This is a genomic window from Brevundimonas sp. GW456-12-10-14-LB3 (genome assembly GCF_059424365.1).
In genome coordinates this window covers 50842-63570 of the sequence record NZ_JBWKZJ010000007.1, presented here as the reverse complement: position 1 = coordinate 63570, position 12729 = coordinate 50842, and the positions used below count along the sequence as shown (strand labels likewise).

The 12729-nt window shown below is 68.5% G+C and carries 12 protein-coding genes and 1 tRNA gene; 4 read left to right on the top strand and 9 right to left on the bottom strand.

Translation table 11 applies throughout. From position 1 onward, the window contains the following. Nucleotides 1-37: 37 nt before the first annotated feature. From AC07XS_RS04970 to AC07XS_RS04955, 4 genes are all read right to left on the bottom strand, one after another. The gene (locus tag AC07XS_RS04970; protein ID WP_182713745.1) at nucleotides 38-1279 is read right to left on the bottom strand and encodes a DUF418 domain-containing protein; all 1242 of its coding nucleotides are present in this window, start codon (nucleotides 1277-1279) and stop codon (nucleotides 38-40) included. Nucleotides 1280-1329: 50 nt separating this feature from the next. Continuing rightward, nucleotides 1330-1875 carry a phthalate transporter gene (locus tag AC07XS_RS04965; RefSeq protein WP_182713746.1) on the bottom strand — a complete coding sequence of 182 codons (546 nt, stop codon included), beginning with the start codon at nucleotides 1873-1875 and terminating at the stop codon, nucleotides 1330-1332. After that, entirely contained in the window at nucleotides 1872-2753 is an 882-nt protein-coding gene (locus AC07XS_RS04960; RefSeq protein ID WP_182713747.1) for a 3-hydroxybutyryl-CoA dehydrogenase, read from the bottom strand. Before AC07XS_RS04960 ends, AC07XS_RS04965 begins: the two co-directional genes overlap by 4 nt. A gap of 106 nt (nucleotides 2754-2859) precedes the next feature. Next, complete coding sequence (locus AC07XS_RS04955; RefSeq protein WP_054764334.1) at nucleotides 2860-3165, bottom strand: YggT family protein; 306 nt, start codon at nucleotides 3163-3165, stop codon at nucleotides 2860-2862. 164 nt (nucleotides 3166-3329) lie between these two features. On the opposite strand from AC07XS_RS04955, the gene AC07XS_RS04950 reads away from it, so the two are divergent. After that, nucleotides 3330-3405: transfer RNA gene (locus AC07XS_RS04950), tRNA-Ala, on the top strand. 14 nt (nucleotides 3406-3419) lie between these two features. On the opposite strand, the gene AC07XS_RS04945 is transcribed toward AC07XS_RS04950, so the two are convergent. Continuing rightward, nucleotides 3420-3797 (bottom strand): hypothetical protein, encoded by a 378-nt coding sequence (locus AC07XS_RS04945; protein ID WP_054766780.1) that lies wholly within the window; start codon nucleotides 3795-3797, stop codon nucleotides 3420-3422. 281 nt (nucleotides 3798-4078) lie between these two features. Here AC07XS_RS04945 and AC07XS_RS04940 point away from each other — a divergent pair, with 281 nt between their 5' ends. Both AC07XS_RS04940 and AC07XS_RS04935 read left to right on the top strand, forming a co-directional pair. Then, the gene (locus AC07XS_RS04940; protein ID WP_182713748.1) at nucleotides 4079-6682 is read left to right on the top strand and encodes a TonB-dependent receptor; all 2604 of its coding nucleotides are present in this window, start codon (nucleotides 4079-4081) and stop codon (nucleotides 6680-6682) included. A gap of 66 nt (nucleotides 6683-6748) precedes the next feature. Continuing rightward, nucleotides 6749-7582 (top strand): hypothetical protein, encoded by an 834-nt coding sequence (locus AC07XS_RS04935; RefSeq protein ID WP_182713749.1) that lies wholly within the window; start codon nucleotides 6749-6751, stop codon nucleotides 7580-7582. 4 nt (nucleotides 7583-7586) lie between these two features. Here the strand turns inward: AC07XS_RS04935 and AC07XS_RS04930 are convergent, their stop codons facing one another. The 3 genes from AC07XS_RS04930 to fsa all read right to left on the bottom strand — a co-directional run bounded on the left by AC07XS_RS04930 (nucleotide 7587) and on the right by fsa (nucleotide 10071). Further along, nucleotides 7587-8510 (bottom strand): tyrosine recombinase XerC, encoded by a 924-nt coding sequence (locus AC07XS_RS04930; protein ID WP_182713750.1) that lies wholly within the window; start codon nucleotides 8508-8510, stop codon nucleotides 7587-7589. A gap of 157 nt (nucleotides 8511-8667) precedes the next feature. Continuing rightward, a complete protein-coding gene (locus AC07XS_RS04925; RefSeq protein WP_182713784.1) occupies nucleotides 8668-9381 on the bottom strand; it encodes a DUF484 family protein in 714 nt (237 codons plus the stop codon). A gap of 36 nt (nucleotides 9382-9417) precedes the next feature. Continuing rightward, complete coding sequence (fsa, locus tag AC07XS_RS04920) at nucleotides 9418-10071, bottom strand: fructose-6-phosphate aldolase (protein ID WP_054766781.1); 654 nt, start codon at nucleotides 10069-10071, stop codon at nucleotides 9418-9420. 30 nt (nucleotides 10072-10101) lie between these two features. Here fsa and AC07XS_RS04915 point away from each other — a divergent pair, with 30 nt between their 5' ends. Continuing rightward, complete coding sequence (locus AC07XS_RS04915; RefSeq protein WP_182713751.1) at nucleotides 10102-12264, top strand: primosomal protein N'; 2163 nt, start codon at nucleotides 10102-10104, stop codon at nucleotides 12262-12264. 28 nt (nucleotides 12265-12292) lie between these two features. Here the strand turns inward: AC07XS_RS04915 and AC07XS_RS04910 are convergent, their stop codons facing one another. Then, on the bottom strand, nucleotides 12293-12706 hold the full coding sequence (locus tag AC07XS_RS04910; RefSeq protein ID WP_182713752.1) for a Tat pathway signal protein: 414 nt from the start codon (nucleotides 12704-12706) through the stop codon (nucleotides 12293-12295). Between the last annotated feature and the right edge of the window lie 23 nt (nucleotides 12707-12729).

Sequence of the window (12729 nt, the reverse complement as noted above, 5' to 3'; positions counted from 1 at the left end):
CTCAGTTAATCTTTTCACGCCGCTGATAAAAGCGCGATCAGGCGGCTTTTCGGATCGGCACGCGCCGCCCATAGGTCAGGCAGCGCCACACCCATTCCAGCGGCCCCATTCTGAACCGCGCCAGCCACAGCGGAGACCAGATCAGCTGGACCGCCCAAACGGCCGCCACCAAGCCCCACATGCCCACATAGTCCACCTGACCGAACAGGCGCGGCCCCCAGGGCATGTAAAAGAGGGTGGTCATGATCAGCGTCTGGCTCAGATAGTTGGTGAGGGCCATCTGCCCCACCGGCCGAAGCGGGGCGACCAGCCAGGCCGGTCCGCGCGTGGTCACGAGCACGATCAGGCTGACATAGGCCAGGGTCACCAGGATCGGGAAGGCCGCGACCGCCTCCGCCAGCCCTCGCGTCGGATGGGCGTCGGGCGCGGCCATGATTTCGGTCCAATGGGTCGTCGCCACAAGGGCCAGGACCGCGCTCCCGACCGCCAGGACGAAGAGATAGAGCCAGGTCGGCGCCCGGCCGCTGAGGAAACCCGCCTTGAACAGACCCATGCCGGTCATCATCAGGGCGACGGTCGAAAAGACGAACATGGCCAGGCTGGCGCCCTGGAGGAAGAACCAGGCGGTCAGGTTCTGGCCCATGGCCCCGGCCCAGCCGCTGCGATAGGCGGCGATGGCGGCGGCGACGGCCTCCTGGCTGTTCTGCGGCTGGCCCTGTTTCATCGCCTCGACCACTTCTGCGGGGCCGGCGACCATCAGCCAGCTCAACCCCGCCTGCATCGCCCCCAGCGCCAGGGTGACGCCCAGCCCGACCCCGATCAGAACGGGGGCGGAGAAGGACCGCATCAGCATGACGAACAGGCCGGACCAGGCGTAGAGCAGAAGGACGTCGCCGTACCAGAAGGCCAGGCCGTGGATCAGGGCGATCACAGCCAGCCAGAACAGGCGCCGGCGCAGCAACCGCCCCCGCGCCGCATCGCTTCGTTCACCGCCCACCAGAAAGATCGAAGCGCCGAACAACATGGCGAAGAGGGTGATGAACTTCTGGTGGAAGAAGACGTCCATCGCCCAACGGGCCACGGCGTTGGCGCCCGTAACCGGAAAGGGGCTGAGGTCCGCATCGCCATAGACCATGAAGGGCAGGCCGAAGGAGACGACGTTCACCGCCAATATGCCCAGGACCGCCAGCCCCCGCATCACGTCCAGAGAAGCGATACGGGCGGGCGCCTCGACCGGCGCCAATCCGGTCGGTTCCGTCGTCTGGTTCACCGTCGACATTCACAGCCTCCCCCGAAGCGATTCAGCGCCTGAGCGGCGCTCGGATAAGCTTAGCGACGCCGCCCGACCTCGATCGTCGGCCGCGCCTCAAAGGCGATGAAGGCCACGCAAAGACCCGCCCACAGGGCGTAGCTGACGCCGACGATCATGGCGATGGGCAGGCCGCCCACGCCGAAGATCAGGAGGGTCGTCTCGGTCGCACCGAGACCCTGCATCAGGTCGCCCGCCTCCAGCCAGCCCAGGACCACCATCACCAGGCTGACAACCACCTGGACCAGGGCCGCAGTCAGGCCGCCGAACAGCATGAAACGCCAGACCACGCCCAGGCGCGACCCGGGCCGACCCTCGCGACGGCGTTCCTGATTGATCCGCCACAGGCCCGCAGGAACGGCCGCCAGACCGATCAGCAGCACCAGAATCCGCCAGTCGATGTCACGCCCCATCCCGATCGCGTTGGGCGGCCAGAAGGGCAGGGTCAGAATCAGCGGGGGCCAGGCGGCGCCGGCCAGAGAGGCCAGGATCGGATAGAGCGGCGCCGGCCGCGACTGGATGGTCGCCTGGCCCGGCAGGTCGGCATAGGTCTCGAACCGACTCATCGCGTCGGCGCCGGCGTCTCGCCGGAATAGTCATAGAAGCCGCGCCCGCTCTTGCGGCCCAGCCAGCCGGCCTCGACATATTTCACCAGCAGCGGACAGGGCCGGTATTTGCTGTCGGCGAGCCCGTCGTACAGGACGTTCATGATGGCCAGGACCACGTCCAGTCCCATGAAGTCCGCCAGCTCCAGCGGCCCCATCGGATGGTTGGCGCCCAGGCGCAGCGCCTTGTCGATGGAGGCGACGTTGCCGACCCCTTCATACAGGGCGAAGATCGCCTCATTCATCATCGGCACCAGGATCCGGTTGACGATGAAGGCCGGGAAGTCCTCGGCGTCGGTGGTGGTCTTGCCCAGGCTCTCGGCGAAATCGACGGCCGCCGCGTGGGTCTCGGCCGAGGTGGCGATGCCGCGCACGATCTCGACCAGTCGCATGATCGGCGCCGGCTTCATGAAGTGCAGGCCGATGAACCGGTCGGGCCGGTCCGAAGCTGAGGCCAGTCGAGTGATCGAAATGGAGGAGGTGTTGGAGGCCAAAAGGGTCTGCGGGCCCAGATGGGGGGCGACCTCGGCGTAGAGGGCCTTCTTGACCGCCTCGTCCTCGAGCGCCGCCTCGATGACCAAGTCCGCGTCAGACACGGCCTCGGCCATGACCGTCGTGACGGCGATCCGGGCCAGGGCGGCGTCGGCCTCGGCCTGGGTCACCAGATTGCGGCCGACGTGGCGCGACAGGCTGGCGGCGATCTCGCCCTGGGCCAGCGGCAGCCGCGCGGGCGCCACGTCGTAGAGTCGGACCGAATAGCCGCCCAGGGCCACCGCATGGGCGATGCCTGCGCCCATCTGTCCGGCGCCCAGGACGGCGACTGTGGTGATCGTGCTCATGAACCGTGGTCAATAATGGTCGGGGCCGGCACCTTTAGGAAGCTGGCGGCGGGGCGCAAGGGCGGAATCGCCGTCTCGCGTCGGAATCTCCCGCCGCCGTGGCGCCTCAGCCCAACATGCCGATCAGGACCGGGGCCGCCGAGGCGTTGAACAGGATGCGGACGAACTGAAGCAGCAGCAGGACGACGATGGGCGAAATGTCGATCCCGCCCAGCGGCGGAATGATCCGACGGAAGGGTTCCAGAATGGGGGCGGTGATCCGGTCCAGGAAGTCGGCGACCTGGCTGACGAACCGGTTGCGATGGTTGATCACGTCGAAGGCGAACAGCCAGCTCAAGATCGCCTGGATGATGATGAACCAGACCATCAGGCCGATGACGGTGTTCACAAGCCAGACCAGGGCGGTGCCCATATGTATTCTCCTGCAAGGCGCGAACCTCGGCTTCTAGCCGTCCCCCGCCCATCCGACAATCTTCTGCGGTCGCCTGCGCGGATTGCGCGCACAAGCCCGTTGACACCACGCCCGCCCGCCTTCTATGTCCCGCGCTCGCCTGGAGGCCCGCTCCTGACTGGGACGGGGCCGTAGCTCAGTTGGTAGAGCGCGTCGTTCGCAATGACGAGGTCAGGGGTTCGACTCCCCTCGGCTCCACCAGGCGTCCTTAGAGCCTATTTCAACACCACATAGCCGCGCTCGACCATGCGGCGCAGGGCTTCGTAGACTTCGGCGAGTTCGTCGAAGGCGGTGCGGGCGGCGGTCAGGCGGGCGACCTGGTCGGGGGTGACGGGCGAGCCCGAATGGGCCAGGCGCAGGGCCTCGGCCCCCCATTTGGCGCGGGCGCCGGCGGTCAGGACCGCCAGTTTCTGAAGCGAGGCGGCGTCCAGACCGGTCAGGGTGTGGCCGATCAGCTCCTTATTGGCGACATAGGCGGCGTAGTCGATCTGCTCCAACTGGCCGCGCAGGCGGCGCTGCTCGTGCGGATCGGTGTCCTGCGGTTCGAAATGGTCGCTGTGGCGACGCACGCTCGAAGTCATCTTGGTCGACATGGGCCGGCCCTCCACGGCCGACCAGACGTTTCCGGCGGCCACATTGACAAGAGGGTGCGCCGCTTCGGTTAACGTCCCGTTTGCGCCGAGGCGGCTCAGGTTTTGACAATCGACCGACTGTCGCAATCTCCGCACAGCCTCGGGTCGCAAAGGGCGCGTAGCGGCGAAATCGCCATCGAATCTCCACCCACTGTTGTCGGGCGCGACACAGAACAGACGCCTGCACGTCGCCTCCGCCCCCTATGCGAGCCCCGTCGAAATTCGACGTTGGGGGATAGAACATGTGTTTTTCGTCACAGAGCCGGCAACGGTTTCTGCTCGCCACCACCGCCCTGATCAGCGCCGGACTTGCGGCCAGCGCCCAGGCCCAGGTTCAGGACAACCCGACCGCCGAGGTCGATGAGATCGTCGTGACCGGCCAGCGCGAGGCGCAGCGCGCCGCCATCGCCGTGAAACGCGCTGAGTTCGAGGTGATGGACGCCGTCTCCGCCGACGACATCGGCAAGCTGCCGGACCACAATACCGCCGCCGCCCTGCGCCGCATTCCCGGCGTCTCGGTGATGGAGGATCAGGGCGAGCCGCGCTGGCCGATCCTTCGGGGCCTGGCCTCCACCTACAACCGCACGACCATCGACGGCGCCTTCGTGGGTTCGGTAGATGAAAGCGCCCGCACCGTGCCGATGGACATCGTGCCCTCCGTGATGGCCGGCCGGGTCGAGGTGATCAAGACGGTCACGCCCGAGAACGACGGCAACGCCATCGGCGGCGTGATCAATGTCGCCACCCGCAGCGCGTTCGACGCAGCCAAACCCTTCTTCAACGGCATGGCCTCCTACGGCGTCTATGAACAGCACGGCGACGTCCGCAACGACGATCCGTCCTATCGCCTGGCCTTCGCCGCCGGTCGCCGCTTCGGCGCGGCCGACGAATGGGGCGTGGTGATCGGCGCCTCCCACGAGCAGCTCGACTACGACATTCCCCAGGCGGAATCGGCCGCGCCTTCGATCCGCGAATACGACGCGGCCGGCAAGCCGGTGAACTCGGGCTCTCCGACCGGCAACGGGATCCAGGTGCCGACCCAGCTGCGCCTGTTCTGGTACAACAATACCAAACAGCGTTCGGGCGCGAACGGAAAGCTGGAATGGCGGCCGAGCGTCGATTTCCGCTGGGAGGCCTCGGCCCTGTACGCCCGGATGGAGGACGATGAGGAGCGGACCGAGTTCCGCACCGAGCCGGTCGGCAATGTGACCAACCAGACCCGCACCTCGGGAACCTTCGCCACCGGGCGCAACATCATCGGTCTGAACCAGCCCATCACCCGTCGCGAGATCGGCCTGGGCCGCACCGCCTTCCGGTGGGACGCCGCCCCGCAATGGCGGCTGGACGGCGATCTGGTCTATTCACAGGCGGGCTCAGAGACCCCCAACACCTCGATGGAGTTCCGCACGGCGTCGAACGCCAACTTCGGCTTCCGCTACGACACCTCGAACTTTTTCCCGGTGTTCACGCCGACCAATCCGACGGCCTTCCGCGACCCAACCCTGTTCAATCTCCAGCAACGGCGCGTGTCCTTGCTGCGGACCGATGAAGACACCACCCAGGCGCGGTTCAACCTGGCCTTCGACGACGGCGGCGAGACGCGGAACCTGAAGGCGAAGGTCGGCGCCGTGTGGCGCTCCAGCGATCGCAGCTATCGGTCCAGCCGCACCGACTACACGACCAAGCCGGGCTTCATCTATACGCTGGATCAGGTCGATCGTCCGGGGCCGGACAAGCTGATCGAAGGCCAGTATCGTCTGACGCCGCGCATCGACGTCGCCACGGCGGAGGCCTTCTATGCGGCCAACGCGGCCAGCTTCGACGCCAAGACCGCTGCCCCGACCGGCGACTATGACGTCACCGAGGACGTCTTCGCCGGCTACGCCCAGGCCAGCTACAAGATCGGCGACCTGACCCTGCTGGGCGGACTGCGCTATGAGAAGACCGAGGTCAGTTCGGACGCCGCCCGCCTGTCCGGCGGCGTCCTGACGCCGGTGTCGAACAGCGGCGACTACGACAACTGGCTGCCCAGCCTGCACCTGCGCTGGAACCTGCGTCAAAACATGGTCGTCCGCGCCGCCTGGACCAACACCATCGGCCGACCGGACTTCGGTTCGCTCGCCGCCAGCGAGAGCATCAGCTTCGACGGCTCGCAGCCGACCCTGTCACGCGGCAACCCCGGCCTGAAGGCGCGTGAGAGCGAGGGTCTGGACCTGTCGTTCGAATACTATCCGACCGACGGGCTGATGTCGGTGGCCCTGTTCACCAAGGACATCGCCAACGAGATCTTCACCCTCAGCTCGGTCCAGAACCTGGACGTGGGCCGGGGCGTGGAGGCGGTGATCGTCTCGACGCCGACGAACGCCGAAACGGCCAAGATTCGCGGCGTCGAAGTCGCCTTCCAGCAGGCCCTGACCATGCTGCCGGCGCCGTTCGACGGCCTGGGCGTCAGCGCCAACGCCACCTTCCTGGACACGGAGTTCACCTTCCTGACCACGGCGGGCAAGCGTCACACGGGCCTGTTCCAGCAGCCTGCGACCACCACCAATGAATCGATCTGGTATCAGCGCGGCCCGATCGAGGCCCGCGTCTCGCACAACTATATCGGCGGCTTCCTGGAAACGATCAACGACACCATCCCGAACGCCGACCAGTATTGGAAGGGGCGCCACGTCTATGACGCCTCGGTCAGCTGGCGCTTCGGCAACGGCCTCACCGTCTTTGTGGAAGGCCAGAACCTGTCCAACTCGGGCCGTCGCGAAGTGACCGGCCCGGGTCGAACCTATCTTCAGGAATCGGCGAACTACGGCCGGACCTACTGGGTCGGCCTCTCCGCCAGCTTCTGATCCCCGCCACGCAAGGGGCCGCCTCCCCCAGGAGGCGGCCCCTGTCCTTTTGAAGGAACCTCCGTCATGCTCGCTTCAATGCTCTTGTCTCTGCTTGTCTCCGCCGCCCAGGCCGCGCCGACGGGCGGAGGCGACGCGGTCGCGCCGATCGTTCTCGCGGGCGAGGCTCAGACCCTGCGTCGCTATGAGGCCGAGGCGCGTCAGGGCGCGGCGGTGGGACCCGATGACGTCTACGCCGTCTCCAACTGGTCGATTGTGCGCTATGACAAGAAGACGGGCGCCAAACAGGCCGAATGGACCGGCGACCGCGCCCGATTTCCGCACATCAACTCCTGCGCCGTGATCGACGGCGAACTGGTCTGCGCCAGCTCCAACTTTCCCGCCGTTCCTCAGATCAGCACGGTGGAGGTCTTCGACGCCGTCGACCTGCATCACAAGCGCAGCGTCGCCCTGGGTCTGGGGACGGGTTCGATCACCTGGGTTGATCGACATGACGGCGCCTGGTGGGCCATGTTCGCGAACTATGACGGTCGCGGGGGCGAGGCGCCGCGCGACCACCGCCACACCACCCTGGTGCGGTTCGACGACCAGTGGCGACGGCTGGAGGCCTGGGGGCTGCCGGCCTCCATTCTGGAGCGGATTGCGCCGATGAGCATTTCCGGCGGCGGCTGGGGACCGGACGGACGTCTCTATCTGACCGGCCACGACCGGCCCGAACTCTATGTCGTCGCCCTGCCCGACGGCGGGGGAGTTCTGGATCATCTGGAGACCCTCGGCATAGAGGCCGAGGGACAGGCGATCGACTGGGATGAAAGCGAGCCCGGCGTCCTCTACGGCATCACCCGGCGAACACGGGAAATCCTGGCGATGCGCACGCCCGTCACGACCACGGCGCCCTGATCTGTCAGGCGCCGCTCGCGCGCGGATGGGCCGCAGAATAGGCGCTCAACAGGCGCTCCGCATCGACGCCGGTGTATTTCTGAGTGGTGGACAGGCTGGCGTGGCCCAGCAGTTCCTGGATCGAGCGCAGATCGGCGCCGGCCCCCAGCAGATGGGTCGCGAAACTGTGGCGCAAGGCGTGGGGGGTGGTGCGTTCGGGCAGGCCCAGCCGGCCGCGCAGTCGCTGGACCGAGGCTTGAACGTGGCGCGGGCTGAGCGGGCCGCCCCGCCGGGCCCGAAACAGGGGGTCGGCGGGCTGGAGGATGAAGGGCAGCAGGGCCAGATAGGCGTCCGCCGCCGCTCGCACGGCGGGCAGAACCGGGACGATCCGGGTCTTCGATCCCTTACCGACGATCCGCAGGGAGTCGCCCAAAGGAGCCTCTGCGCGAGTCAGGGACAGAGCTTCGGAAATCCGCAGCCCGCAGCCGTAGAGAAGGCTGAGCACGACGCGGTCGCGGGCGGCCTCCCAAGGCTCCGCGTCGGGATCGGCGTCGGGTTCGGCCAGCAGGCCGCGCGCCTGGTCCTCGCTGACCGGGCGGGGCAGGGCCGGCTTGATCCGCGGACCCCGCACCAGAGCCAGCTGGGGGGCGGGCGTGTCCAGCCGCCGGTCCAGGAAGGCGTGAAAGCCCCGGACGGCCGACAGGGTCTGGCTGAGGGATCGGGCCGCCAGGGGGTGATCGCCGCTGCGGCGGTCGGCTAAATGCGCACGCACCTCGGCGGCGGTGATGGTTCCCATGGCCTTCAGCGTCAGGGTCTCGCCGCGATGGCGTTCGAGAAAGGCGACATAGAGCCGGCCGATGTGGCCATAGGCCTCAAGGGTGCGGGGCGACAGCCGTCGCTCGTGCGCCAGATGCTCCAGCCAGGCGAGCAGGGCCTCGGCGGCGGTCATTCGCCCGTTTCCTGTCCGTCATCCTCGGGCTTGACCCGAGGGTCGGGCGTTGACCAAGGCGAATGGCGGGGATCGAGCGCCACCCCGTACGCATTTGCGACGGAGCGTCCGACCCTCGGGTCAAGCCCGAGGATGACGGTGAGTGAAGTACGGGAAGTCAGTTCAACACCGGCCATCGCTCGGCCATCCGCTCGACCACCCGCGCCAGAAAGGCCGCCAGTTCGCAGCCCATGTTGGGGGTGAAACCCTCGGGCTCGGGCGAGCCGAAGGCGCACAGGCAGGATCGAGGCGGCTCGCCGGGCGTCAGATGCGGGGCCATGCGGACCAGGGCGACGGACTGGACCTGATCCCCGGCCGCGCCGAACAGGTCCAAGCCCTCGAACATGGGGCCGAGCCAGGTCAGGCCGTGTTCGCCCAGCAGATTGTCCACGGCGCCTGGCTCGAGCGCGCGCCAGCCGAACGGCACGCCGCCCGGCTTCTCCAGGGCGATGGCCGCGCCGGCCAGGCCGAACCGGCCCTGGGCCGCCGCATCCAGCCGTCGCGCCAGGTCGGAATGATTGCGCGCCTCCATCAGATCCAGGGCGGCCACATGCGTCTGGGTCTGGGCGGCGAAATTGGCGCGGGCGATCATCTCGACCTCGCGCCGGGCGCCGGCCTCGCGCTCGACCACCGCCTCAAGCCGCGTCAGGGCGGCGGCGCCGAACTCGACCACATTGCGTCCGTGCGGACGCAGGCCGATCTCTTCCAACAAGGAACGATCGTCCAGCAGGGTCTGGGAATGGGTCTGGAGCCAGCCGCGCACCTCGGGCCAGGTCAGGCCGTCGCCCAGATGGGGAACCGGCTCCGCTTCAGCGGTTTCGAAAAGGTCCAATGAGCCGCTCAACAGACCTTCTCCGTGACGCGTGAGTTACAGGATGGACTGACCGGTCTTGGCCCAGTCCGCCACGAAGGCATCAAGACCCTTGTCGGTTAACGGGTGCTTTACCAGGGCCTTGAAAGTGTCGGCGCCGAAGGTGGCGGCGTCCGATCCGGCCACGGCGGCGGCGGCCACATGGGCCACGTTCCGCAGCGAGGCGGCCAGGATCTGGGTCTCGAAACCGTGGACGTCGTACATCACCCGGATTTCTTCCAACAGGGCGATCCCGTCGGCGCCGTTGTCCTCCAGCCGGCCGACGAAGGGCGAGACGAAGGTGGCGCCGGCCTTGGCGGCCAGCAGGGCCTGGGCGGCGGAGAAGCACAGGGTGACGTTGGTCTTGATCCCCTTGTCGGTGAAGACGCGACAGGCGCGCAGACCGTCCCAGGTCAGGGGCAGCTTCACGACCACATTGGGGGCGATGGCGGCCAGCTTGTCGCCCTCCTTGACCATGGTCTCGAAATCGAGCGAGACGGCCTCGGCGGAAATCGGGCCCTCGACCAGGGCGCAGATTTCGGCGATGACCTCGGCGATGTTCCGACCCGACTTGGCGATCAGCGACGGATTGGTGGTGACCCCGTCCACCATGCCGGTGGGAACCATGTCCTTGATGACGGCGACGTCGGCGGTATCGAGAAAGAGTTTCATGGACGGCTTCATAGCCGAGGGCGCAGTTCGTTGAAAGTCGCCTCGGTCCTCATTCCCCTGCCCGTGCCGGAAGCCTTCGACTACGAGGTTCCCGAGGCGCTGAGCCTGGCGCGCGGCGATCAGGTCGCCGTCCCCTTGGGTCCGCGCCTGATCCGGGGCGTGGTGGCCGAGGTGTTCGAGACCACCGGCTCGAACCGGCGGCTGAAGGCGGTGGACTCGAAACTGGACGACCCCGCCCTGCCGGCAGGGGTGATGGACTTCGTCGAATGGGCCGGGCGCTGGACCCTGTCCCCCCCCGGAGAGATGGCGGCCACCGCGCTGAAGGGGCTGCGCGCGCCGCGTCCCCGGCCGGAACGGAGGGTGCGGCGGGTCGGCGACCGTCAGCCGGCCCGCGCCACCCCCGCGCGAACGGGCGTGCTGGAGGCCCTGGGCGCGCGATCAATGACGGCCGCCGATCTGGCGCGGGACGCCGGGGTGTCGGCGGGCGTGGTGAAGGGATTGATCGACGAGGGGGTTCTGGAGATCGTCGAGATCGCCGCTGAAGCCGCCTTCGCCCCGCCCGATCCCGACCATGCGCCGGCGACCTTGAACGGCGACCAGGCGGCGGCGGCTTCAGCCCTGGCGGCCGGGGCGACCCAGGGCGGGTTTCGACCCTTTCTGCTGGACGGGGTCACGGGGTCCGGCAAGACCGAAGCCTATCTGGAGGCGATCGCGCGGGTGCTGCGCGCCGATCCGGCGGCGCAGATCCTGATCCTCCTGCCTGAAATCGCCCTGACCCAGGCCCTGATCGAACGGATCGCGGCCCGCTTCGGCGCGGCCCCCGCCGAGTGGCATTCCGGCGTCGCCCCGCCCCGCCGCCGCCAGGTGTGGGAGGCGACGATCGCCGGCCGTTGCAATATCGTGGTCGGCGCCCGGTCCGCCCTGTTCCTGCCCTTCGTCAATCTGCGCCTGATCATCGTCGACGAAGAGCATGACGGGTCGTTCAAACAGGAAGAGGGTCTGGTCTATCACGGCCGGGACCTGGCCGTGGCGCGGGCGCGGATCGAGGGGGCGGCCGTGGTCCTGGCCTCGGCGACCCCGTCGCTGGAGACGCTGTGGAATGCGCAGAACGGCCGCTACGACTGGTTGAAGCTGGGCGCGCGGCATGGGACCGCCGTCCTGCCGGACATCGACCTGATCGACCTGCGCGCGGCGCCTCCGGATCCGCAGACCTGGCTGTCGCAGAGCCTGAGGGAGGCGATCGGCGAAACCCTGGCGCGCGGCGAACAGACCCTGCTGTTCCTGAACCGGCGCGGCTATGCCCCCGTGGTCCTGTGCCGCGCCTGCGGGCACAGGCTGACGGCGCCGGACACCGACAGCTGGCTGGTCGAACATCGCTACACCGGCCGACTGGTCTGTCACCTGACCGGCTTCTCCATGGCCCGGCCGAAACTCTGCCCGTCGTGCGGGGCCGAAGACAGTCTGGTCTCGGTCGGTCCCGGCGTCGAACGGGTCGAGGAGGAGGTGCGCCAGCTGTTTCCCGAGGCGCGGACGGCGGTGTTCAGCTCGGACACCGCGCCCGACGCCAAAGCGGCCCGGGCCCTGATCCAGCGGATGACGCACGGGGAGATCGACATACTGGTCGCCACACAGGCGGCCGCCAAGGGCCACAACTTCCCCCGCCTGACCCTGGTCGGGGTGGTGGATGCGGACCTGGGCCTGAGGGGCGGCGATCTGCGGGCGGCCGAGCGCACCTATCAGCTCTTGGCCCAGGCGACGGGACGGGCGGGCCGGGCGGATCGGCCGGGACGGGCCCTGTTGCAGACCTGGACCCCCGAACATCCGGTGCTTCAGGCCCTGGCGGCCGGCGACCGGGACGCCTTCGTCGAGGCGGAGATGGCCGAGCGGGAGGCGGCGTCCCTGCCCCCCTTCGGCCGGCTGGCGGCGATCGTCCTGTCCAGCGAGAATGCGCAGGCGGTGGAGAAGACCGCCGCCGACCTGGCCCAGGCCATTCCCAACGCCGAACGGCTGGAGGTCTATGGCCCCGCCGACGCGCCCCTGGCCCTGGTGCGCGGGCGGCGGCGCAAGCGGCTCTTGGTGCGCGCGGATCGCGACGTCGATCTGCAAGCCTTTCTGCGTGCCTGGCTGCAGCGGGTGAAGGTTCCCGCCTCGGTCCGGCTGGCCGTGGACGTCGATCCCTATTCCTTCCTCTGATACGCGCCCGCCCGTCCGAGACGAGCGGTCAGATCGCCATAACCGTGCCCAGCAGCAACCGGGCGCCGGGGCGGCCCAGGGTGGCGTTGGTCGCCGCCTGCAAGGCGCCGGCCAGGCGGTCGATGTCGGGCGCCGCGCCGGGCCGCAGGCCGGCGGCGAACTGCTGAGCGGCGGTGTTATAGGCGGCGCGCAGACGCGGCGCAGACTGCTGGGCGCGAAGGCGCAGGGCGGCGTCGGGCACGTCCAGACCGGTTTCGATCGACAGAACCCCTCGGCGCCCGGCCAGCCCGGCGATGGAGGCGGTGACGACCGGCAGTCGGAAATAGGTTTCGGCGGAGGCGCCGCCGCCCTCCTTGCTCGAAGAGGCTGCGGCGGGCTCCGGCGAGGCCGAGGCGGCGGCCGTTGCGACAAGGGCGAGACCGAGGAGGGCGCGGCGTTCCATGGCGTGACCCTAACGCGCGGCGC